The 22,881-nt window shown below is 61.7% G+C and carries 24 protein-coding genes; 12 read left to right on the top strand and 12 right to left on the bottom strand.

The window, feature by feature from the left end; translation table 11 throughout:
* Nucleotides 1–106 precede the first annotated feature (106 nt).
* The 10 genes from ACHEXK_RS14380 to ACHEXK_RS14425 form a co-directional block, all read right to left on the bottom strand.
* Nucleotides 107–493: a hypothetical protein gene (locus ACHEXK_RS14380; RefSeq protein ID WP_416546967.1), complete on the bottom strand. Its 387-nt coding sequence runs from the start codon at nt 491–493 to the stop codon at nt 107–109.
* A 186-nt stretch (nt 494–679) separates the two neighbouring features.
* A complete protein-coding gene (locus ACHEXK_RS14385; protein WP_416546968.1) occupies nt 680–1,912 on the bottom strand; it encodes a type II toxin-antitoxin system HipA family toxin in 1,233 nt (410 codons plus the stop codon).
* On the bottom strand, nt 1,909–2,253 hold the full coding sequence (locus ACHEXK_RS14390) for an XRE family transcriptional regulator (protein ID WP_416546969.1): 345 nt from the start codon (nt 2,251–2,253) through the stop codon (nt 1,909–1,911). Before ACHEXK_RS14390 ends, ACHEXK_RS14385 begins: the two co-directional genes overlap by 4 nt.
* Before the next feature lie 59 nt (nt 2,254–2,312).
* On the bottom strand, nt 2,313–3,554 hold the full coding sequence (glcF, locus tag ACHEXK_RS14395; protein ID WP_416546970.1) for a glycolate oxidase subunit GlcF: 1,242 nt from the start codon (nt 3,552–3,554) through the stop codon (nt 2,313–2,315).
* An 11-nt stretch (nt 3,555–3,565) separates the two neighbouring features.
* Nucleotides 3,566–4,711 (bottom strand): glycolate oxidase subunit GlcE, encoded by a 1,146-nt coding sequence (gene glcE, locus ACHEXK_RS14400; protein ID WP_416546971.1) that lies wholly within the window; start codon nt 4,709–4,711, stop codon nt 3,566–3,568.
* Between the two features lie 209 nt (nt 4,712–4,920).
* Complete coding sequence (locus tag ACHEXK_RS14405) at nt 4,921–5,862, bottom strand: SMP-30/gluconolactonase/LRE family protein (protein ID WP_416546972.1); 942 nt, start codon at nt 5,860–5,862, stop codon at nt 4,921–4,923.
* 60 nt (nt 5,863–5,922) lie between these two features.
* Nucleotides 5,923–6,732 carry an SDR family NAD(P)-dependent oxidoreductase gene (locus ACHEXK_RS14410; protein WP_416546973.1) on the bottom strand — a complete coding sequence of 270 codons (810 nt, stop codon included), beginning with the start codon at nt 6,730–6,732 and terminating at the stop codon, nt 5,923–5,925.
* 124 nt (nt 6,733–6,856) lie between these two features.
* Nucleotides 6,857–8,389 carry an ammonium transporter gene (locus ACHEXK_RS14415; RefSeq protein ID WP_416546974.1) on the bottom strand — a complete coding sequence of 511 codons (1,533 nt, stop codon included), beginning with the start codon at nt 8,387–8,389 and terminating at the stop codon, nt 6,857–6,859.
* 25 nt (nt 8,390–8,414) lie between these two features.
* Nucleotides 8,415–8,753: a P-II family nitrogen regulator gene (gene glnK / locus ACHEXK_RS14420; RefSeq protein WP_100118295.1), complete on the bottom strand. Its 339-nt coding sequence runs from the start codon at nt 8,751–8,753 to the stop codon at nt 8,415–8,417.
* Nucleotides 8,754–8,786: 33 nt separating this feature from the next.
* Nucleotides 8,787–9,467, bottom strand: a complete 681-nt coding sequence (locus ACHEXK_RS14425; RefSeq protein WP_416546975.1) for a TorF family putative porin — start codon at nt 9,465–9,467, stop codon at nt 8,787–8,789.
* Between the two features lie 197 nt (nt 9,468–9,664).
* On the opposite strand from ACHEXK_RS14425, the gene ACHEXK_RS14430 reads away from it, so the two are divergent.
* Nucleotides 9,665–11,197: a YifB family Mg chelatase-like AAA ATPase gene (locus ACHEXK_RS14430; protein ID WP_416546976.1), complete on the top strand. Its 1,533-nt coding sequence runs from the start codon at nt 9,665–9,667 to the stop codon at nt 11,195–11,197.
* A 50-nt stretch (nt 11,198–11,247) separates the two neighbouring features.
* On the opposite strand, the gene ACHEXK_RS14435 is transcribed toward ACHEXK_RS14430, so the two are convergent.
* Both ACHEXK_RS14435 and ACHEXK_RS14440 read right to left on the bottom strand, forming a co-directional pair.
* Entirely contained in the window at nt 11,248–12,078 is an 831-nt protein-coding gene (locus ACHEXK_RS14435) for an amidohydrolase family protein (protein ID WP_416546977.1), read from the bottom strand.
* The gene (locus ACHEXK_RS14440; RefSeq protein WP_416546978.1) at nt 12,075–13,112 is read right to left on the bottom strand and encodes an aldo/keto reductase; all 1,038 of its coding nucleotides are present in this window, start codon (nt 13,110–13,112) and stop codon (nt 12,075–12,077) included. Before ACHEXK_RS14440 ends, ACHEXK_RS14435 begins: the two co-directional genes overlap by 4 nt.
* Before the next feature lie 133 nt (nt 13,113–13,245).
* Here ACHEXK_RS14440 and ACHEXK_RS14445 point away from each other — a divergent pair, with 133 nt between their 5' ends.
* From ACHEXK_RS14445 to ACHEXK_RS14495, 11 genes are all read left to right on the top strand, one after another.
* Nucleotides 13,246–13,686: an RbsD/FucU family protein gene (locus tag ACHEXK_RS14445; RefSeq protein WP_416546979.1), complete on the top strand. Its 441-nt coding sequence runs from the start codon at nt 13,246–13,248 to the stop codon at nt 13,684–13,686.
* A 4-nt stretch (nt 13,687–13,690) separates the two neighbouring features.
* Nucleotides 13,691–14,455 carry a GntR family transcriptional regulator gene (locus ACHEXK_RS14450; RefSeq protein WP_416546980.1) on the top strand — a complete coding sequence of 255 codons (765 nt, stop codon included), beginning with the start codon at nt 13,691–13,693 and terminating at the stop codon, nt 14,453–14,455.
* Entirely contained in the window at nt 14,452–15,384 is a 933-nt protein-coding gene (locus ACHEXK_RS14455; protein WP_416546981.1) for a dihydrodipicolinate synthase family protein, read from the top strand. The genes ACHEXK_RS14450 and ACHEXK_RS14455 overlap by 4 nt, the downstream gene beginning before the upstream one ends.
* A 62-nt stretch (nt 15,385–15,446) precedes the next feature.
* The gene (locus ACHEXK_RS14460) at nt 15,447–16,466 is read left to right on the top strand and encodes a sialic acid TRAP transporter substrate-binding protein SiaP (protein ID WP_416546982.1); all 1,020 of its coding nucleotides are present in this window, start codon (nt 15,447–15,449) and stop codon (nt 16,464–16,466) included.
* Between the two features lie 2 nt (nt 16,467–16,468).
* Complete coding sequence (locus tag ACHEXK_RS14465; RefSeq protein WP_416546983.1) at nt 16,469–16,948, top strand: TRAP transporter small permease; 480 nt, start codon at nt 16,469–16,471, stop codon at nt 16,946–16,948.
* Complete coding sequence (locus ACHEXK_RS14470) at nt 16,945–18,252, top strand: TRAP transporter large permease (protein WP_416546984.1); 1,308 nt, start codon at nt 16,945–16,947, stop codon at nt 18,250–18,252. Before ACHEXK_RS14465 ends, ACHEXK_RS14470 begins: the two co-directional genes overlap by 4 nt.
* Nucleotides 18,252–19,196, top strand: coding sequence for a ribokinase (locus tag ACHEXK_RS14475; RefSeq protein WP_416546985.1), 945 nt, complete (start codon nt 18,252–18,254; stop codon nt 19,194–19,196). Before ACHEXK_RS14470 ends, ACHEXK_RS14475 begins: the two co-directional genes overlap by 1 nt.
* Nucleotides 19,196–20,446, top strand: coding sequence for an MFS transporter (locus tag ACHEXK_RS14480; RefSeq protein WP_416546986.1), 1,251 nt, complete (start codon nt 19,196–19,198; stop codon nt 20,444–20,446). Before ACHEXK_RS14475 ends, ACHEXK_RS14480 begins: the two co-directional genes overlap by 1 nt.
* 125 nt (nt 20,447–20,571) lie before the next feature.
* Entirely contained in the window at nt 20,572–21,522 is a 951-nt protein-coding gene (locus ACHEXK_RS14485) for a sulfurtransferase (protein ID WP_416546987.1), read from the top strand.
* Between the two features lie 9 nt (nt 21,523–21,531).
* Nucleotides 21,532–22,605, top strand: coding sequence for a YeeE/YedE thiosulfate transporter family protein (locus ACHEXK_RS14490; RefSeq protein WP_416546988.1), 1,074 nt, complete (start codon nt 21,532–21,534; stop codon nt 22,603–22,605).
* 10 nt (nt 22,606–22,615) lie between these two features.
* Nucleotides 22,616–22,783 carry a hypothetical protein gene (locus ACHEXK_RS14495; RefSeq protein WP_416546989.1) on the top strand — a complete coding sequence of 56 codons (168 nt, stop codon included), beginning with the start codon at nt 22,616–22,618 and terminating at the stop codon, nt 22,781–22,783.
* Nucleotides 22,784–22,881 lie beyond the last annotated feature (98 nt).

The raw sequence follows: 22,881 nt of genomic DNA on the forward strand, positions 1-22,881 counted from the left end.
CTGACAACGGGGTGTCAGGAGGGTGCAGAAGTCCTCATCAAGCGTTCGTAAACCCAACAACCAAGCCACCCATTGGCCAAAATGGATGACGTGCGTCCTCCTTGGCTCAAGCCCACCAAGTCAGCACCGCCAACCACACCAACATCGCCACGCCACCCCACACCAACACCCGTGTGCGCAGACGCAGCATTTCCACGGCGCTGACCAAGCGCGCATTTTGTTCGGCCAACTCGGCCAGAGTTTCGGTCAGCTCCCGCTGGGTTTGGGCTTGGCGGTCGATCTGGCCTTGTGCGGCAATCAAGGCGTTTTTGAGTTCTCCCAGGCTGGGCACAGCACTCACGGACGTTTGTTTGGCAGGGGCACCTGCTTGATCTGGCGACTGAGGGGGTTGGCGGTCCATCAGCTTGCGCGCAGCTTTGAGTACCGAAGGCGCGTGCTCGATCACCTCGCCCCAAGGAATCACTTTGAGCGCCGTCAACCAAGGTATCGCCATCGTCTTGTCCTTTGTTTGCGCTTTGAAAGCGCGGTCTGCCGTCCAGCGCTGAATCCTACCCGGGTGGGCATTTTGGCGTGCTCGGGCGCTGGTCTTGGCGGATGGAAAAAAGGACTTTCGGTGTTGGGACTCAGCTTGGCGAATCAGGTTTCGGGAGTCTCAGGCCGATCATTCGAACGACAGGCGTTAGGATTTCAATGTTGCACGTTGCTCACGCAAATGAGCCCCATCCAGATACTGCGCCAACAGGTCAACGTCCGCATCGCGAGCATTCAGACCTTTGAACACCACTTTCCACTGCGCCACCTGACTGGCGATTTCAGCCACAGTCACACGAGCTTGAGTGTCCGTCAGGCCAAACGCACGCGCCTCCGACAAAGCGTTGACCATACTGGCCTCATGACCCTGCGCACCCACCCGCATTTGCTGATAGCCCAGTCCTTGCGCTGCGGGCAGCACATCAAAAGCGGGTGACAACGCATAAAAACCATCAGCGCCTCGAACCAGGGCGTGGTTTTTTTCATGGTCGTCGGTGTTGTCGATCAGGATGTTGAAGACCATGCGCCTGAACAACTCTTGCTGCTGCGCACGCACTTGGTGGGGGCGACCCAAACGGCGGATCAGCTGGGCCAACTCGGGGTAGCCCATGGCCTCGCCTGCCGCCCGCAATGCCACATGAGCAGACAACATATGCAGACGCTGTGTGCCCTCGCGGTCAAAGCGCCGCACAGCCACCGCATGGCCTTGTGGCAAAGGCAAGGCCAAGGTGTCTGCCGTTTGGATGCCGCAACGGCGCGCCAGCTGCATGCTGGCGTGTTCGATCAGTGGCGAGTCCAGATCACCGCCTTCCGAAAACTTGACCACCCAGGACACGCCATCGATTTGCATCAATGACTTCGGCCGTGCGCCGCCCATCGACACGCCAGGCTGCAGCAAGCGACGCTGCTGTTCGCTGACGGCATCGCCCGCCATAACGCGCTGCACCGCCTGATGCATGTCGTTCAGGCCTTCAAAGGTGGGCATGGCCGCTGTTGTGGCGGGGACATAAGTTTCAGCTGGTAATGAAACGCCCAAAGCCCCAAAGCGGTCATCGCCAGCAAAGTACAAATACTCCAGCAAAGACAAACGCGCAGGCCGCTCGATCAATCGGATGACACGCTCGCCCCATTGATCGGGTCGGGCATCGTCTACTGCACCCGCCGCCGTATCACGTTCGGTGGGCAACATCAGCCCTGTGCGCAAGGGCAGGTCTTCGCTCAAGGCAAAGCCCTGGGGCGATGACAGCCATGTGGGGTCGTAAGTTAGGGCCACCTTGCGGCGCTGGTCTTGCAGGCTCAGGGTACCGATACGCTGAGGCGCATGCGGATCACCCAACCACCACAGGCTCATGCTGTCTTGGGGTTCATAGGCCTGGCTCACAGCACCTGCTCCGGTTTGCGCGACAAGCGTTTGCTGCGTTGGCGCACGGCTTGAATGTCTTGCTCCAGCGCATTCAAGTCTTGCGCAGGTGCCGCCACTTCGGGCAAGGCCGCATGCCGCCCCATGAGCCACAAGGCCGTGGCGTAGACGCCCATGCCCACCGACGGATCACCTTTTTCCATGCGGATGAGCGTGGGCACCGAGACCGACAGGCGAGTGGCCCAGGTACGCTGGCTTTCCTTTCGGCGCTGGCGGGCCAGCGCCAAGTTTTCGCCCAGGTCTTTCAGGGCGCGGGCAACCGCAGCAGGCAGAATTTCTGTGGCGTGAGCGGGTTTTGACATGAAACAAAATTTACCATGAATATAAATCATGTCAATTTTGTTTTACCTCAATGGGATCGTCACCCGACCAGCAACGCCTCATCCAGCAACTCCACCCAATGCCGCACCGGCAGGCCGCTGCCGCTTTGCAGGTGGGTGATGCAGCCGATGTTGGCGCTGATCACACCCTGGGGTTGCAGCGCGTTCAGGTGGCCCAGCTTGCGATCCCGCAGTTGCTTGGACAGATCGGGGTTGAGCACGCTGTAGGTGCCCGCAGAGCCGCAGCACAGGTGCGATTCATTGGCCGTGACCTTGATCTTGAAACCCAGATCGCCCAAATGCTTTTCCACGCCGCCTTTGAGTTGCTGGCCGTGTTGCAGCGTGCAAGGCGGGTGGTAGGCCTGCAGGCCTGCGGCTTGCAGAGCTTGGGGCTTGATCTTGGCTTGGAGCAGGGGAACCAGCTCGGGCAGCAATTCGCTCAAGTCGCGCGTCAAAGCGCCGATGCGGGCGGCTTTGTCGGCGTACTGCGGGTCGTCTTTGAGCACATGGCCGTAGTCCTTGACCATGACCCCGCAGCCCGAGGCGTTCATCACGATGGCTTCAACGTCGCCGCTCTCGACCAGCGGCCACCAGGCGTCGATGTTGGCGCGCATGTGGTCTTTGCCGCCGTCGTGGTCGTTCAGGTGGAACTTGAGCGCGCCACAGCAACCGGCCTTGGGTGCGGTCACGGCCTGGATGCCTGCGGCGTCCAGCACGCGGGCGGTGGCGGTGTTGATGTTGGGGCTCATGCTCGGCTGCACACAACCGGCCAGCATCAGCACTTTGCGGGCGTGCTGCGCAGTGGGCCAGGCGCCAGCGTTTTGTGGCGCGGGCACTTTGGCCTTCAGGCCGTCGGGCAGCAAGCCGCGCACCATCTGGCCCATCTTCATGGCCGGGGCGAACAAGGGCGAAGGCAGGCCTTCTTTGAGCGCCCAGCGCACCAGCTTTTCGCTGGCGGGGCGCTCGACTTTGGCGTCCACCAATTTGCGGCCGATGTCGACCAAGTGGCCGTATTGCACGCCGCTCGGGCAAGTGCTTTCGCAGTTGCGGCAGGTCAGGCACCGGTCCAGGTGCATCTGGGTTTTGCGGGTGGGCGTTTCGCCTTCGAGCACCTGCTTCATCAGGTAGATGCGACCACGCGGGCCGTCCAGCTCGTCGCCCAGCAATTGGTAAGTGGGGCAAGTGGCCGTGCAAAAGCCGCAGTGCACGCACTTGCGCAGGATGGCCTCGGCCTCCAAGCCATCGGGGGTGTTTTGGTATTCAGGGGCGAGGTTGGTTTGCATGAAAATTCGCCTCAGAGGGGGTGCATGCGACCGGTGGCGAAAACGCCTTTCGGGTCGAACTGCTTTTGCAACTGTTGCTGGATGCGTTGCTGCACAGCGTCCAGTGGGGTGTTCACGCCTGCGGCTTTGTCCACCTCGGCCTGCTTGGCGCTGGCGCGGAACAAGGTGGCATGGCCGCCGAGCGATTGCGCCAGCTCACGCAAGGCCAAGGCCGCAGAAGCGGGTGCCCAAAGCCAGCGCTGCGCGCCTTGCCATTCGATGTATTGGGCGTAGGGCAAATCCAGCAAGGGCGTGGTTTGCGGCACCGACAAACGCCAAAGGCAGGCATCGGCACTGGGGGCATCAAAAAACGGCAACAGTTGCTCGCCGCTGGCGCGCCAGTCTTGCGTGGCTTCCGCGTTGTCCATGGCCTGCACTTGGGCGCCCAGCGCCACGGCATCGGCACTCATCCGGGCCGTGGCCGACTGAACCGCAGCCACCGCACCACGCAAGCGCACAAACAAATAATCAGCCTCGGGCTGCGCCGTGGGGTCGCGCACCCAAGCGCTGGCGTTCAAGGGCAAGGGTTGACCGCCCCAGCGGTGCAGCAAATCCAAAGCCGGGCTTTGGGCCAAACCCGCGATCATCAAGGTCGCTTCGGCCGGGGCCACCGGCAAGACCTTGAGGCTGACCTCGGTGATCAGGCCCAGCGTGCCCCAACTGCCCGCCATCAAGCGGCTCACGTCGTAACCGGCTACGTTCTTCATGACCTGGCCACCAAACGTCAGGTGCTCGCCCAGGCCGTTGATGAATCGGGCACCGAGCACGTAGTCTCGGACAGCGCCCACCGTGGCGCGTGCCGGGCCGCTCAGACCTGCGGCCACCATGCCACCCACCGTCGCATGGGGGCCGAAATGTGGCGGCTCAAACGCCAAGCACTGGCCTTTTTCGGCCAGGGTGGCTTCCAGCTCGGCCAGGGGCGTGCCGCAACGCACTGTCACCACCAACTCGCTGGGCTCGTAGCTGACGATGCCCCGATAGGCCCGGGTGTCCAGCACCTCACCCGAGAGGCTTTGGCCCCAAAAGTCTTTGCTGCCACCGCCGCGCAAACGCCATGTGCGGCCTTGGGCTGCGGCAGAGCGCACAGCGTCGATGAGTGAATTGAGTTGAACGTCCATGGGCAATGATGGTAACGCCCACGCTTTGACGCGTGCGTGAATTTTTTGAACGGGCAAGTTGTGGGAAATTGATGAGGACTGAAGAAAGGTGAAACGACCTCAAATACCAAACGATTTCAAATCCCTTCCGCATCCCTCAGGCGATCAACCAGCTCGTTGGTGATATTTGCACCCCGGGTAGACAACGGTTCGATGCCCAAATCAGCCAATTATTTATGGGTATGGACCTTAAAACCGTTCACCGGCAAGCCCGCCACCTCCACCCGCATCGCCCACACGCAGCCCGAGCCGGGGTACTGCGCCAGCTCTGCTTCGCTGCGGCCATGGCGCGCGGTGGTGATGAACAGCGTTTTCAGGTCCTCACCGCCAAAGCAGGGCATGGTGGGGCACAGGGCTGGGGTGGGCACTTCGGCCAGCACCTCGCCTTTTGGCGAGATGCGCAGCAGGCGGCCGCCTTCGTATTGGGCTGACCAGTAGCAACCTTCTGCATCCACCGCCGCGCCGTCGGGCCTGCCGCCATAAGGTGCCGCGTTGCCCCAGGCCCAGCCTGCGGGTTTGGGGGTGGCTTGGTAGAACACGCGGGGGTTGATGAGTTGGCCGCTGGTGGCGTCAAAGTCAAAAGCGCGAATTTGGTGCGCAGCCGTGTCGGCCCAATAAGCCGTGCGGCCATCGGGCGACCAGGCCAGGCCGTTGGCCGTCACCACACCGTCCAGCGCGCCACCCAACATGGGGTGCAGGCCTTGCCCGTCCAGCATGTAAAGCGAGCCCAGCGCTTGGTCTTTGGGTTCGTACAGGCTGCCCGCCCAAAAGCGGCCTTGCGCGTCACACTTGCCGTCATTGAAGCGTTGCTTGCTCGTGTCATACGGCGCGGCCGTCAGCAACTGCAAGGGGCCACCCCATTCACGGGCCAGGTAAATGCCATCGCGCAAAGCCATGACCAAGCCGCCCCCTTGCACGGGGGCGATGCAGCCCGGCTCTTGGGTCAAGGGCCAGTATTCGACCGGGCCACGGGCCTGCAAGCCGTTCAGCTGAACACGGGCAATGCGCTGGCCGGGAATGTCTACCCAGTACAGGCGCTGCTCCAGCGCTTGCCAAAAGGGCGACTCGCCCAAAGCGTCGGATTCGGAGGTGATGCGGGTCCAAGGGTTCATGCGCGTGATTGTGCCGTCAGCGGCCCCCTGCGCTGGCACTCACGCAGTTAAGTACCCCGATCAATCGACTTGGCCCACGGCTTGCAGCTCCGGCGTGGTGCGGCGCAGGGTAGGCAGGCCCACGCCGGAGGCGTCAAAGCCGCCATCGACCGCGATGGACTGCCCGTTGATGTAACTGGCCTCTGGGCTGCACAAAAAGCCGACGGTGTTGGCCATTTCGTCGGTGCTGCCGTAGCGGCCCAGCGGGATGGTGTCGTAGTAGTCGGCGCGGATGGCTGCGCTGTGCACCAGCTTGGCCATCTCGGTCTCGACAGGGCCGGGGCAGATCGCGTTGACGCGCACACCGCAGTTGCCCAGTTCGGCGGCGTATTGTTTGGTCAGGTGGATCAGCGCGGCCTTGCTGGTGCCGTAGGCCAAGCGCAAGGTGCTGGCGCGCAGACCCGAAATGGACGCGATGTTGACCACGGCGCCGCTGCGTTGGCGCGCCATGATGGCGCCAAACGCCTGCGTGCACAGAAATGCGCCGTCCAGGTTCGTGGAAAGCACACGGCGCCATTCCTCAAAGGTGGTTTCCAGCGCGGGCTTGAACACCGCAACGCCCGCGTTGTTGACCAACGCGTCCACACGGCCAAAGCGCGCCATCACCTGGTCGGCAGCGGCCTGTACTGAGTCTGGCTGCGACACATCGGTGTGCAGGCACAGCAGGTCGTCGGGTCGGTTCAGCTGCTTTTGTGTGGCGTCCAAGGTGGTGCTGTCCACATCGAGCAACACGACCTGGTGGCCTTTGGCCAGAAACCACTGGCCAATGGCCAATCCAATGCCACGGGCCCCACCCGTCACCACAGCCACTTTCCGATCTGCCTTTGCCATGTGTCAGCCTTTGTGCGTCAAAGCCGCCACCATAGCAAAAAAGCCCGTGCACAGGGTGCAACGGGCTTGGGAAAATGGGTGGTGGTGAACCACCCTTTGCAATGAAACTTGCAGTGACTGGCTTTTAGCCGTGGTAGGCCGACTCGCCGTGTGAAGAGATGTCCAGACCTTCGCGCTCTTCTTCTTCGGTGACCCGCAAACCAATGGTCAGGTCAACGATCTTGAAGGCGACCACCGAGACCACACCCGACCACACAACCGTCAGCAGCACGGCTTTGGCTTGGATCCAGACTTGCGAAGCAATGGAGTAGGCGTCGGGTGTGACCATGGTCAATGTGACCCAGTCACCCATGGCGCTGGGGCCACCCAAAGAGGGCGAATTGAACACACCGGTCAGCAAGGCACCGACGATGCCGCCGACACCGTGCACGCCGAACACGTCCAAGGAGTCATCTGCACCCAGCATCTTCTTCAGACCGTTCACACCCCACAGGCAAGCGAAGCCGCCAATCAAGCCGATGATCAAAGCACCGCCCAGGCCCACGTTACCGGCTGCTGGCGTGATGGCCACCAAACCGGCCACAGCACCCGAAGCGGCACCCAACATGGAGGCTTTGCCGCGCATCAGCGCTTCACCCACACACCAGGCCAACACAGCACCGGCTGTCGCGATCAAGGTGTTGATGAAGGCCAAAGCAGCGAAACCGTTGGCTTCCAGAGCGGAGCCGGCGTTGAAACCGAACCAACCCACCCACAACAAGGAGGCACCGACCATGGTCAATGTCAGGCTGTGAGGCGCCATCGATTCACGGCCATATCCCACACGCTTGCCCACCATGAAGGCACCGACCAAGCCTGCGACAGCGGCGTTGATGTGCACCACCGTACCGCCAGCGAAGTCCAGCGCGCCCCACTGCCACAGCAGACCGGCTTTGCTGGTCATCTCATCGGCCACTTCTTTGGCGGTGTAGGCGTCAGGACCCATCCAGAACCAGACCATGTGCGCCACAGGCAGGTAGCTGAAGGTGAACCACAGCACCATGAAGGCGAGCACAGCAGAGAACTTGATGCGCTCAGCGAAGGCGCCGACGATCAGTGCGCAAGTGATGCCAGCAAACGTGGCTTGGAAGGCGGCGAACGAAATTTCAGGAATCACGACGCCTTTGCTGAAAGTGGCGGCGTTGGCAAAAGTGCCTGCGACGTTGTCCCAAATGCCCTTCATGAACAGGCGGTCAAACCCACCAATGAACGCATTGCCCTCCGTGAACGCCAAGCTGTAGCCGTAAACGAACCACAACACCGTGATCATGGAGAAGGTGACGACGACCTGCATCAGCACGGACAGCATGTTTTTGCTGCGCACCAAACCGCCGTAAAACAGCGCCAAGCCAGGAATGACCATCAAGATCACCAGGATCGTGGACAGCATCATCCAGCCGGTATCGGCCTTGTTGGGCACGAGCACAGGCGCGGCTTCGGCTGCAGCAGGTGCTGCGGCCGCTGGTGCGGCAGGGGCGGGTGCTGCATCGGCCTTGGCCTCAGCAGCCGGTGCGGTCACGGCGACGGGCGCGGTTTGCGCGGTAGCGACCGAGGCCGTACCGAACACACCGAAGCCCAAACTCAGGCCCAAGGCCAAGGTAGCGAGTAGCTTTTTCATTTTCGACTCTCTTTCTTTTTCTGGGTCAGAGCGCTTCGCCGCCGGTTTCACCGGTACGGATGCGAACCACTTGCTCGAGGTCGTACACAAAGATCTTGCCGTCGCCAATCTTGCCGGTGCGTGCGCCGGCTTCGATGGCTTCGATCACGCGCTCGACGAGTTCGTCCGAGACAGCGGCTTCGATCTTCACTTTGGGCAGGAAGTCGACCACGTATTCCGCGCCGCGGTACAACTCGGTGTGGCCCTTTTGACGACCAAAGCCTTTGACTTCGGTCACGGTGATGCCCTGCACGCCGATGCCCGAAAGTGCTTCACGCACTTCGTCCAGCTTGAAGGGTTTGATGATGGCGGTCACCAGTTTCATGATGGCTCCTTGGTTTGAAGGGGAAGGTCCGGATCACATGGCTTTGGTCAACGACAGCACCATGCGGCCATCGTTGGGCGTGCCGTAGAAGGACTTTTTGGTAGCGCCCACGTAGGCACCACCCAAACTGAAGCCTTCACCCAAGTCATAGGACACACCAACGCTGTAATCGGAGAAATCTGTACCTGTCTTGAAGTTGGTCATGCCAGCGGAGACCTTCAAAGTCAAACCCTTGCTGATTTCTTGTGCATAGCCAAAAGACAGGTATGACGCTTTTGAACCACCGAAATATTGGTCGGACACAGTCTGTGAGTATTTCGCCGACAAGGGGCCGTAGCTCAGGCCACCGTAGACCTCTGTGGTGTCAGCGGCAGATGCACCGGGGTATGCGTAGGTCAAAACACCCACGTCGTAACCCAGGCCAGGGCTCAACTCACCTTTGTAACCACCGTAGACATCCACTTCCAACGAGTTGCCAGACAACCAGCTCACGCTGGAGTTCCAGTTGCCGACGTAAAAGCCGTTGCTGAAGGCGTAGTCAAAACCACCTTGCAAAGCTGGCTTGAAATTTTTGGTGGAACCGAGATCCTGATCCTGACCACGGAACTTGTAGTTGGAAGTCAGCGAAATATTGCTCGACAGCTGGGCGCTGGCCACAAAAGGCACAACAGCCAACAAAGACACCAGCAAGGTTTTTTTAGATGCGAATTTCATGAGGGACTCCAGTAAAAAGTGAACGACAACGTCCCAGTAAAGCAGATATCGTGCCAATCAACTTCCTTCCTTGCATTTGGGCATTTACCAGTTCTTTGGTAGTCTTTTTATGCTTGAATCGTTTTCCAATACATACGGCGGGCTGGTTGCAGGCGCCAGACCACACACCATGCACCAGCATGGGGCACGGAGGGGGTATGAGTCTCAGTTTGGTGCACAGCCGGGCCTTGATTGGCCTGCAAGCGCCCGCGGTCACCGTAGAGGTGCATTTGGCCAACGGCTTGCCCAGCTTCACTTTGGTGGGCTTGGCGGACGTGGAAGTCAAAGAAGCGCGCGAACGGGTGCGCTCCGCCCTGCAAAACAGCGGACTGGAGTTTCCACACAACAAACGCATCACGGTCAACCTGGCCCCGGCCGATTTGCCCAAAGACTCTGGACGGCTGGATTTGCCCATTGCACTGGGCATTTTGGCCGCCAGCGGGCAAATCGATGCCAGCAAACTGGCTGGCCATGAGTTTGCGGGCGAGTTGTCGCTTTCGGGCGAGTTGCGACCGGTGCGCGGTGCACTGGCCATGAGCCTGGTGCTGCGTCAGCAGCAAGTGCGCACGCGCTTGGTGCTGCCCCCTGGCAGTGCCGAAGAGGCGGCGCTGGTGCCCGATGCCCAAGTGTTCAGGGCCCAGCACTTGCTGGATGTGGTGCAACAATTTTTGCCCCCCTCCAGCGAGCCGCCCCCTGAGCCCAGTGGGGGCTGGGCGCGCATGGCCACCACCACCCCCAGCGCCCCGACGCGCTATGCTGATTTGGCCGATGTGAAAGGCCATGCGGCTGCCAAGCGTGTGCTGGAGATCGCTGCGGCTGGCGGCCACTCGCTGCTCATGGTGGGCCCACCGGGTTCGGGCAAGTCCATGTTGGCGCAACGCTTTGCGGGTCTGCTGCCGCCCATGGGCATGGAGGAGGCCCTCGAGTCGGCGGCCATTGCCAGTTTGGCCGGTCGCTTTGAGCTGAGGCACTGGGCACAGCGGCCCACGGGCCAGCCGCACCACTCGGCCAGTGCCGTGGCCCTGGTCGGTGGGGGCTCACCGCCCAGGCCGGGTGAAATCTCTCTCGCGCACCACGGGGTTTTGTTTCTGGACGAGTTGCCCGAATTTCCGCGTGCCGCACTGGAGGCCCTGCGCGAGCCACTGGAAACCGGCACCATCACCATCGCGCGCGCAGCGCGCCGGGCCGAGTTTCCAGCGCGCTTTCAGTTGATTGCGGCCATGAACCCCTGCCCATGCGGGTATTTGGGCAGCAGCATCCGGGCCTGCCGTTGTTCGCCCGACCAAGTCAACCGCTACCAAAGCAGACTCAGCGGACCTTTGCTGGACCGGATCGATTTGCACATCGAGGTGCCCAGCCTGCCCGCCAATGACCTGCTGGGTGCGCCAGCTGGCGAATGCACACAGGCCATCGCTGTCCGAAGCCTGGCGGCACGCCAGCGTGCCTTGGACCGCCAGGGCTGCGTCAACTCAGCGCTGCACGGCCAAGCCATCGATGCACAGGCGCAACTGGACGAGAAGGCCACGGTCCTGCTGCAAAAAGCCGCCGCCAAACTCGGCTGGAGCGGCCGCAGCATCCACCGCAGCCTGAAAGTGGCCCGCACCATCGCCGACCTGGCGGGCAGCGCAAGCACAGAGGCCGCACATGTGGCCGAAGCGGTTCAGTATCGGCGTGTGCTCAAGGAGACATGAAACGAAAACGCCGTCATGCGCTGGGCGATTGACCCCGTAGGCATCACGGGTCAAAGCCGATAGATGCGCCGCGCGTTCTCACCCAACACAGCGTTTTGTTCGGGTTTGGAAAGTGTGGACAGCACGTCCAATGAGAATTTTCGCCAAGCCCCATAAGTGCCCGCCATCTCCAAAACCGGCCAATCGCTGCCCCAAAGCAACCTCTGCGGGCCCCAGATGGCCAACAAAGCTTCACACCAGGGCCGAACCACCTCGACCGGTTGGCCAGGCGCAGCCTCCGTCCACAAACCTGACCACTTGCACACCACCTGGTCGGGATGGGTCTGCTGCGCCAGTGGTGTCATGGCCTGCACCCAGTCGGCCATGGCCGCCGCAGCCATCACGGGCTTGGCACCGTGGTCCACCACCACCTTCAGATCAGGGTGAGCTTGGGCGAGCGCCAAGATGCGCGGCAGGTGCACAGGCGTGATGAGGGCATCGAACACCAGACCCGCACGGGCCATGGCCGACAGCACCGGCTCGATGGCGGGCTGCAAGATCCAATCCGGATCGCTCAAATCCTGCAACATGGGCCGCAGACCTTTGAGCAGCGGCTGTTGGGCACAGCGTGCCACCTGCTGCACCGCATCGGGCGCGAGCATGTCGATCCAGCCCACCACACCCAACACAGCCGGGTTGTCCTGTGCTTGCCGCAATAAAAATTCTGTTTCTTCGCTGGTGGGCGCTGCCTGCACCAGCAAGCCTGCGCGCACCCCCCAAGGCTGTGCTTGGTGCTGCCATTCGGCCACAGACACATCACGGTAAATCGGCGCCAGATCCGGGGTCAGCCAGCCGTAGTCGTTCCGCGCCAATTGCCAGCAATGGAAGTGGGCGTCGATCATGGCAGCGCGCCCTGAACGCGCGTTTCGCCCGGGATTGGAGCCTGCGCAGGAATCCAGCCTTCATGGCGCAATTGGCGCCAGAAATCTGACGGAATCACGGCCCCCTCGGCTTGTCGGGCTGCTTGCCATTGGGCGACACTGCGTACACCCAGCATGACGATCTGTGCGGCCGGGTGGGCCAGTGCAAACTGCAAAGCAGCAGCGGGCAAACTGACACCGTGTTGATCGCACACGCTTTGCATGGCCAGGGCTTTGTCCACCCAGACCCGCTCAGCGGGTGCGTAATTGAAAGTCATGGGCCGCTCTTTCGCCACGCGCGTGGCCAAAATGCCAGAGTTGAACACCCCACCCAGCGCCAGCGCCACCCGCCGCTTGAGCAATTGAGGCATGAGCGTGGGCAAGGCCGACTGGTCAAGCAAGGTGTAACGCCCCGCCAGCATCAGCACATCCAGATCGGCGTGGCGCAGCACCTGCTCAACAATCAGGTGGTCGTTGACCCCCAGGCCAATGTGGCTGAGCAGCCCTTGCTCTTGGAGTCTGGCCAGCTCAGGCAGCGTCTCTTCGAGCACCTGACGCAGCACCTGGTCAGCCTGCGGGCCATGCGTGGCGGCGTCAATATCGTGGATGTAGACCGCATCGAGTTGGGCCAAGCCCATGCGCTGCAGGCTGTCTTCGACGCTGCGGCGCACCCCGCTGGCCGACAAGTCCCAGTGCTGCACAAATGGCAAAGTGGCCACATAGCTGTGCTGCTCGTGCGGCGCCTGGCTCTGGGGCGTGAGCAAACGGCCGACTTTGCTGGACAGCCGCCAATGGCTGCGCGGTTGAGCGCGCAAAGCGTCACCCAGCCGCCGCTCGGACAGGCCATGGCCGTAATGGGGTGCGGTATCAAAAGTACGGCAGCCGTCGCTCCAAGCGGCTTCGACCACGGCGCGCGCCTGCGCATCATCCAGGGCTTCGAACAAATTCCCCAATGGCGCGCCGCCCAAGCCGAGGCGGGCACCATCGGTGCAAGGCAAAAAAGCAGGTGTTTTCATAGCGCGTGATGGGGACATGTCGGTCATCGTAGAGGGCCAAACAGCGCTTGACCCGTGCTGTGGTCAGAACACCCTAACACGGGTATTCACGGAGTGGTGATTGCGGCAAGCACCACTAACATGTTAGCAAGTCATGCTGAAAAACATCTCACCCCTTTTGACCCCACAGTTGCTGTTTGGCCTGGCCAAACTCGGCCATGGCGACGACGTGGCGCTGGTCGATGCCAACTTTCCTGCCGACCGGATTGCCGAGCAAGCCCATGCCAGGCTGGTCCAGCTGCCAGGCCTGAGCACCACGCAAGTGCTTCAGGCCGTGCTCAGCGTGTTGCCGCTGGACAGCTTTGACAGCCCCTGCAGCTGGACCATGCAAGTGGTCGGTGATGCGCAGGCGGTGCCCTGGCCAGTGGCCGAATTCAAGCAAACCCTGCACGACGCGGGTGAGGCGGCTGCGGGCAGCCTGGAGCGTTTTGCTTTTTACGAACAAGCCCGCGCGGCCCGTCTGGTGGTTCAAACGGGCGATCTGCGCAAATACGCCAACATCCTGCTGCGCAAGGGCGTCATCTCGACCGATTGACACCATGGCCGCATCGTCCAATCCCCAAACCTTGCGCGCCCGCGCTTACGAAAATTTTCGCCAACAGATCCTGCAGGCCCAGCTGCAGCCAGGACAGTTCGTCTCGCAACGCGAGTTGATGCAATTGCTGGGCATGCCGCTGGGCGCCGTACGCGAATTGATCCCGCGCCTAGAGGCCGAGGGCCTGCTGCGCACCGTGCCACAAAGGGGCCTGCAAATTGCACATGTGGACCTGAAATTGATCCACAACGCTTTCCAATTGCGCAGCATGCTCGAGCGCGAAGCCGCGCTGCATTTTGTCAAGGCGGTGAGCGATAGCGATCTCCACAGCATTGAGCAAGCGCACCTGAGCATCGTGCAGCGCGCTGGCCAAGGCCCGATCACCGACGATCTGCTGACGGAAGCCACCTCGGTGGATTGGGGCCTGCACGACCTGATGATCGACACACTGGGCAACGACCTGATTTCGCAAACCTACCGCATCAACAGCCTGCGCGTGCGCTTGATCCATCTGGAGCGCTCGACCTTGTCGGCCGAAGTGTTGTTGCCCGCCATGCGCGAGCACTTGAACCTGATTGCTGCGCTCAAAATGCGCGACCCTCTGGCGGTGGCCGAACACGTGGCCTTCCACATCCACAGCGCCCACCAACGGGTGCTGGGGCAAGACCGTCGCGTGCTCAGCGCTCCGGCGCGGGCGGACCACGCTGCGGCCCCAGCCACCCCCATCCCAGAAACCACTTCTGCCCTCATCCTCACGGAGTTCTCTTGACACCCTCGCTCACCAACAGCCGCAACGGCTTTCAGGGCATTTGGCCCGCCATGCTCACGCCGCTCGATGCGCAGCTGAACATCGATCACCCCAAACTGGCCGCACATGCCCTGTCACTGATCCACGCGGGCTGCGGTGGTGTCACAATTTTTGGCACCACGGGGGAAGGGCCTTCGTTTTCCTCAGCCGAGCGCAAGCAAGCCGTTGAGCAACTGATCGCCAACGGCGTACCCGCCGAGCGCATCATGGTCTCGACCAGCTGCACAGCGGTCACCGAGACACTGGAGCTCACGCGCCATGCGGTGGACTTGGGCGTGCACGGGTGCTTGGTGTTGCCACCCTTCTTTTTCAAGGGCGTCAGCGATGAAGGCATTTTGAACGCCTACATCCAAGTCATCGAAGGTGTTGGCCCCAAAGACTGGCGCCTGTACCTGTACCACATCCCGCAGGTCATTGGGGTCAATCTGTCCCATGGCGTGATTGCCGAACTGCTCCAACGCTACCCCAGCATCATTGCGGGCATCAAGGACAGCAGCTGCGACCGGGCCCATTCGGTGGCGCTGGCCCAAGCCTTTATGCCAGCGCTGACGGTGTACGTCGGTTATGAACCCGACCTGCCCACCCTGGGGCCCATGGGCAGCACGGGTGCCATCAGTGGACTGGCCAATTTCTTACCGCGCACCGTGCACCGCATGGTGCTCGAATCCACAGCACCAGGCACGGCACACGATACCCAGCGCGTGCACACCATGCTGGGCTTGCTCCAGCCCCATGCCTTGATGCCCGCCCTCAAAAGCGTGATGGCCACCTTGCACAACGACCCCAGCTGGTTGCGGGTGCGCCCCCCCCTGGTGGCCATGACCACCGAGGCCCACGCGGCGTTTGCCCAACACGTGCAACAGTTCAAGATTGACACCGCGCGCGAATAAAACGATTCAACCCTTCCAATGCACATTTTCCGTTTTACCCACCACCACTCCAGGAGACAAGCATGAACCACACATCCACTTTGCGTCGCGGCCTGTTGGCCGCCAGCGTTTCTGCGCTGGCCCTTGGCAGCCTGCTCGGCGTGAGCACACAAGCCTTGGCACAAGCCAAAATCCCCATGCGCATTTCCACGCCCGCTGTGCCCGACGACTGGCACGCCAAGATGTGGACCGTGTTCAAAGACACGCTGGACAAAACCTCGCCCAACCAGTTTGACACCCAGATCAACCTGAACGCCTCTTTGTTCAAGCAAGGCACAGAGCCTGCTGCCATGGCCCGGGGCAACCTGGAGCTGTCGGCCATTTCGGCCTTCGATATGGCCAAACTGGTGCCTGAGTTCTCCATCTTCACCGCAGGGTATGTGGTGCGCGATCCAGCCCACCAGCAAAAGGTGTTCAACGGCCCCATTGGCGAGGGCCTGTTCAAGACCGTCTCTGAAAAAATGGACGTGACGATTTTGTCGACCGCCTACTTGGGCACACGCCAAGTCAACCTGCGTGAGGCGCGCAACGTCAAAACACCCGCAGACCTCAAAGGCATCAAGCTGCGCATGCCTGGCACCAAAGAATGGCTGTTCCTCGGTGAAGCGCTGGGGGCCACGGCCACACCACTGGCTTTCGGCGAGGTCTATCTGGGCCTGAAAACCGGCACCATCGACGGTCAAGACAACCCGCTGCCCACCGTGCGTGCGGCCAAGTTCTATGAAGTCACCAAGCAACTGGTGCTGACCAACCATTTGGTAGACAGCATCTTCATTGCGATTTCCAACAAGACCTGGAACGCTTTGACACCCGCGCAAAAGCAAAACGTCAAAGCCGCTGCGCAAGCGGCGGCCCAATACAACAACGAGAACCGCATCAAAGAAGAAGGCCAAATTGTGGACTTCTTCAAGCAACAAGGTTTGCAGGTGACCACGCCCGATCTGGAAGCTTTCCGCAAGTCGGTGCAGGACACTTACGCCAAGTCGGACTACGCCAAAGTGTGGCCAGCCGGCATGCTTGATCGCATCAACAACACCCGCTGAAGATGCGCTGGTTCAAGAAAGCTGCCGACACGTTCGGCGGCCTTGTTTTTCTCTGCCTCTTCCTGACCTTCTTGGTGCAGATCACGGCCCGCTTTGGTTTCAACAAACCATTGCCATGGACGGACGAGTTGGCGGTGATTTTGTACCTCTGGGCTATTTTGTGGGCTGCCGCCTTCATGGTGCCCGAACGCGAGCAAGTGGTTTTTGATCTGCTTTGGAACAGTGCCAGCGTGAGAACACGCCGCGTCATGCGCATCGCAGGCAACCTCATGATCGGAGGCCTGGCCTTGGTGGCCATTCCGGCCAGCTGGGACTATGTGCACTTCATGGCGCGCGAGTCCTCGCCTGTGCTGGACATGTCTTTTCAATGGGTCTTTTTACCGTTTGTGCTGCTGCTGGTGGCGCTGGTGGTGCGCAGTGCCTGGGGCATCTGGCAGGCGATCAAAGGACAGGGCCTCGAAACCCAGGGACTTGCGACATGAGTTTGGCATTGTGGGCCCTGGTGGGCGTGGTGGTGGTCGGCATGCTGCTGCGCATGCCCATCGGGTTTTCCATGTTGATGGCCGGCGTGGCTTATCTGCTCGTCAAAGGGCAAGACCTGGGCCTGGTGGCCGAGCAGGTGAGCAACGGCTTGTACAACAGCTATGTGCTGCTGGCGGTACCGCTGTTTGTGTTTGCCGCCAACATCATGAACGCAGGCACGGTGAGCGAGCGAATTTTTGACTTTTGCCGGATTTTGGTGGGCCGCATGCGCGGTGGCTTGGCGCAGGTGGACATTTTGGTGAGCGTGATTTTCTCCGGCATGAGTGGCAGCGCCATTGCCGACGCGGCAGGACCCGGCTTGGTCACCATCAAGCAAATGCTCAAAAAGCCCGAGTACACCCCTGGCTTTGCCGGTGCGGTGGTGGTGGCCAGCGCCACGCTGGGGCCGATCATCCCGCCGTCCATCCCGATGGTGATTTATGCCCTGGTCTCCGGCGCCTCGGTCGGCGCTTTGTTTTTGGGCGGTGTGGTGCCTGGCGTGTGCATGACCATCCTGATGATGAGCGTGGTGTATTTCATCGCCCGTCAACGCAACATGCCGCGTGAAGACCCCATCCCGCTCAGGGAGTGGCCCACCATACTGTTCCGTGGGGCCCTGCCTTTGTCCATGCCCATCGTGTTGTTGGGCGGCATTTATTCCGGCGCCTTTACACCGACCGAAGCGGCAGCCGTGGCCGCATTGCATGCCCTGGTGCTGGCCGCTTTCGTCTTTCGCGCGTTGAGCTGGCGCGCATTTTGGGGTGTGGTGCTCGAATCGACCCGATCGAGTGCTGTGATCACCATCATTTTGGCCGGCTCTTTCATGTTGAACTACGCCTTCACCGCGGAGGGAGTGCCCCAAGCCATGGCCGCATGGGTGGACAATCTGCACCTGAGCCGACTGCAATTTTTGTTCATGGTCAATGCCCTGTTCCTGATTTTGGGCTGCTTCTTGGACGTGTCGGTGCTGCTGCTGGTGTTCGTGCCCATGCTGCTGCCTGCGGCCAAATTGCTGGGTGTGGATCTGGTGCACTTTGGCGTGCTGGTGGTGCTGAACATGATGATCGGCCTGATTCACCCGCCTTTTGGCATGCTGTTGTTTGTGATCAAGGCCCTGACCGGCATTCCGATTGGCGACATGATGCGTGAGGGTTGGCTGTTTTTGGTCATGCTGCTGGGCCTTTTGGTGGCCATCACCGTCTTCCCTCAAATCGTGTTGTGGTTGCCGCAGACCATGGGTTACGGCACACCGGGAGCGGGTTGATGGCGGTGGACGTCGCAGTCGTCGCCAGCTGGAATGTGGACCTGATCGCCCACATACCCCAACCGCTCACGCGTGGGCAGACCCGGATGGCGCACGCTTTTGAGCGACTGCCTGGTGGCAAGGGCAGCAATGCGGCCATTGCCGCGGCACGCCAGGGCGCCCCTGTCGGCCTGATCGCCCGCATTGGGGGTGACGATTTCGGGCAAATGGGTCTGGACTTGTGGTCTCGTGAAGGCATTGACAGCCAGCATGTCGTGCGCGGCGAAGGCGAAACCAACGGCACGGCGCTGATTCTGGTGTACGAAGATGGCGACAACTCGATTGCCGTTTACCCCGGTGCCGGTGCAGGCCTGAGCGCCGCTCAAGTTCAAGCCGCTGCGGGCATGCTGGCCCAAGCCCGCCTGGTGATGGCTTCTTGCGAAGTGCCTTTGGCGGCCACCCTCACGGCGTTTGAAATCGCCCGCGCCCACGGCGTGATGACCCTGTTGAACCCGGCGCCCGCCATGCCTTTGCCCGATCAGCTGTGGCCGTTGATCGATGTGCTCACCCCCAACGAGGGCGAATTGATGAGCTTGGCGCAGGCCCCAGACATCGAAAGCGCCGCCCACCAGCTCTTGGATCGCGGCGTGGGGGCTGTGCTGGTGACGTTGGGTGCGCACGGCTGCGCCCTGTTTCGGCCCGATAGCGCCCCATTGCGGGTGGCCGGTCATGCCATGCGAGTGGTGGACACCATCGGCGCTGGTGACACCTTCACAGGCACACTGGCCGCGGCCCTGGCCCGGCAAACGCCTTGGCCCGAAGCCTTGCGCTGGGCCAACGCTGCAGCGGCTTTGTCAACACAGGCGCATGGCGCCGTCACCGCCATGCCCACGGCCGCACAAGTTCAGGCTTGGCTTGAGCAAGCATCCACCGAACACCTGGGCGGCTGTCACGATAATCGGTGATGCGTTTTTTTCGCCCGCCCCACACCCTGGCCCTGGGTCCTTTCAGTTTTTGGCTCTCCCTGCCCCAACTCATCACTTGGGGCAGCGTTTTTTACACCTTCTCTTTGCTCATGACACCGCTCGAGGCGGAGTTGGGCATGACGCGCGCGCAATCCTCTTTGGCGTTCAGCATGGCCTTGTTGGCGGAGGGCTTGATGGCCTACTGGGTGGGCCGCTGGATCGACGCTGGACGCGAACGCCTGGTGATGACACTGGGCTCGCTCTGGATTGGCATGGGTTTGTTGGCCCACAGCTTTGTGAACTCGGTCATGGGCTTTTATGCTGCTTGGATTGGCTTGGGTTTGGGCCTCGCGGCCACGCTTTACACGCCCGCTTTTGCAGTGGTCACGCGCCGCTTTCCGCAAGACTTTCGCCGCGCCATCATCACCCTGACTTTTTTAGGTGGACTGGCCAGTACGGTGTTCATACCCCTGTTTGCCTGGTGGATGGAACTTTGGGGCTGGCGACAAGCATTGTGGGCACTGGCCGCATTGCAATTGTTGGTCTGTGCACCCCTGCACGGGTGGCTGCTGCACGGGACACGCCGCCCAGCGGCCAGCCCACACGAGCCCACACAGCGCGAGCATGGCGCCCCCACTGACAGCGCGCCCCCCAACCGCCCCCAATCCGTGCGCGCGCACCTGCGCCAAGCACCCTTTTGGCTGTTGGCCTTGTTCATGGTGCTGACCATGGCGGTGACCTCGGCCTTGCCCGCGCACATGATTGCCTTGCTGCAAGAGTCGGGGCTGCCCCCGGCCTGGGTCTTGGGCATTCCGGCAGCGATTGGGGTCATCCAAGTGCTGGGACGTTTGGTCTTGTTTTTGTTCGAGCGCTACTGGGATGTGCACGCTGCCAACCGCTGGATTCCCACGCTGATCCCGGCAGGGGTGCTGGTGCTGATGGTCGGTGGTCTGCAACCACTGGCGGCGCTGGTGTTTGTGCTGCTCTATGGCCTGGGCAATGGCATGAACACCATCGTCAAGGGCACGGCCATGGCCCAATATGTCAGCCAAGCGCACGTGGGGCAGCTCAATGGTTTGCTGGGCTTGCCGATTGCGCTGGCGCGGGCGGCAGCACCGCTGATTCTGGGCCTGCTGTGGTCACCGCAGCACGGCTACAGCATGGCACTGTGGTGGCTGCTCACGGCCAGTTTGCTGGGCACCGGAGCGCTGTGGGCGGCACAACGCTCTGCGCTCAAGCCCATGCGCTGACCCGAGTTCCGTGCACCCTTATATCTACATTGACATATATAACCAACCAAAAAATCGTTCCCATGTCTGAAGCGGCTGGCCACAATCGGGCCATCTTCTGTTCATCACCTTCAGGAACGTCCGCCATGAAACGCATCTCAGCCCTGGTTCTGACCTTATCGGCCACCGCCTTCTCCGTCCCTGCTTTGGCCGCCCAAGCTCTGCTCAGCCCCGCCGAGCTGCAGGCCAAACTGTCCGACACCCACGTGCGCGTGATCGACATCCGCGACCCCAAGTCGTATGCCGCCAACCACATTCCCGGCGCGGTCAATGCGCCTTATGGCGCCTGGCGCGGACCGGCCAGCAACCCCGGCGAATTACCCGCCCTGCCCAAGTTGACCACTTTGGTGCAAAGCCTGGGCCTGTCCCCCAGCAGCCATGCGGTGATTGTGTCGAGCGGTGCAGATGCCACCGACTTTGGGGCCTCGGCCCGCGTTTACTGGACCCTGAAAGTGCTGGGCCTGAAAGAGCTGTCGGTGCTCAACGGCGGCGTCAAGGGTTGGACCAGCGCAGGTTTGCCGCAAAACAACCAAGCCGTGAAAGTGGTGGCCAGCAGCTTCCAGCCGCAAATCGACACGAGCCTGGTCGCCACCAAAGAAGAGCTGGTGGCCCGTGTCAAAGCCGGTGACGCCGCCTTGATCGACGCCCGCCCGGCCGAATTCTTCAAGGGCGAGACACGCCATGTGGCCGCCAGCGTGCCCGGCACCCTGCAAGGGGCGGTGAACGTGGAACATGACAAATGGTTTGCCCCCGGCACCTCCACCTTTGTGAGCACCGAGCAGGCCCAAAAGGTGGCGGCCGCCAGCCCCATCGACCCGGCCAAAGAGACCGTGTCCTTTTGCAACACCGGCCACTGGGCCGCGACCAACTGGTTTGCCATGTCCGAAGTGCTGGGCCAGAAAAACGTCAAGCTCTATGCGGGCTCCATGGTGGAGTGGTCCAAAGACGCCAGCGGCCTGCCCATGGCCAACGTGCCCAGCCGCCCCAAGCAGCTCTTGATCGACGCCAAGTTCTGGGCCGAGAAAACCTTCAAATAAGTACAGGTCATGAAACGCCTTCCTTTGGCGGGCTTGCTGGCCGCCTTTTTTGTCTTTTTGGCGCTGTCCGTGTCCATCCGCCAAGCCGTGCTGATGGGGGTGGGCGTGGGCATGGGCGCAGCTTTGGCGGCCGCCCGCTTTGGTTTCACCACGGGTTGGCGCCAGCTCATTGAGCAGCGCAACCCGCAAGGCGTGACCGGGCAGGTGCTGCTGCTGGCCCTGGCCAGCTTGGCGGCGCTGCCGCTGCTGGGCCAGTTTTCTGAACTGCACGCGGCCTTGGGGCCACCGAGCGTGAGCCTGCTGGTGGGCGCCTTTGTGTTCGGGCTGACCATGCAGATTGCCGACGGCTGCGGCTCAGGCAGTTTGTACAAGGCGGGCCTGGGCGTGCCGCTCAACATGGGCATCTTGCCGCTCTTTGCACTGGGCAGTTTTTTGGGCTCGGTGCACCTGGACAGTTGGCTGTCGCTGGGACAAACCGCCCCGGTCAGTTTTTCTGCCGAATACGGCACAGGCGGCGCGCTGGCCTTGACGCTGGCCCTGCTGGCCACCGTGTTGGTGGCCGTGCGCCTGTGGGTGGGCGCGGGCCAAAGCTGGTTCGACAAACGCTGGGTCTGGGGCGCGGTAGCACTTGCCGTGCTGGCGACATTGAACTTGTTGCTGGCAGGGCAACCTTGGGGCGTGGTCTATGGTTTTGGCCTGTGGGCGGCCAAAATCTCGGTGGCGCTGGGCGCTTTTGACCCCACAGCCAACGCGTTTTGGGGCCAGGCGGGCAACGCGCAACGCTTGTCCCAAACCGTGTTCATGGACGTGACCACCATCACCAACATCGGCATTCTGGGCGGTGCCTTGTGGGTCTCGGCCAAAGCCCCGGCCAGCAGCAAACCCCTCAGCACGCAGCAATGGGTGATTGGCTTGGTGGCGGGTTTCGTCATGGGCTACAGCTCGCGCCTGGCTTTTGGTTGCAACATCGGCGCCATGCTCAGCGGCATCTCGACGGGCAGCCTGCACGGTTGGCTGTGGGTGCCTTTGGCCTTTGCAGGCACCTTGATTGGCGTGCGCGTACGCCGCCACTACCAGTTCTGATGGAGGCCACATGAACACGACGCACAAACTGCAAGCGGTTTTCTGGCTGACCCTGAGCGCGTTTTTGGCCTGGGACTTTCTGGCCTCCGACCCCGTAGACCTGCGCAACGAACCGCCCCTGATTGCGGCTGGCTCAGGCCAAGCCACAAGCGGGGGGCATTGCTCGATGGCGAAGTGAGCGCACGACCGACAAGCGTGACGACCATGCCCTGATGTTCAAGTCCTGACACCCCGAGCGCCGCCTTGGGCAACACGCGGGTACAGCCATTCAGGTAT

The organism is Limnohabitans sp. DCL3 (genome assembly GCF_048019295.1).
Classification (GTDB): Bacteria; Pseudomonadota; Gammaproteobacteria; order Burkholderiales; family Burkholderiaceae_C; genus Limnohabitans_A.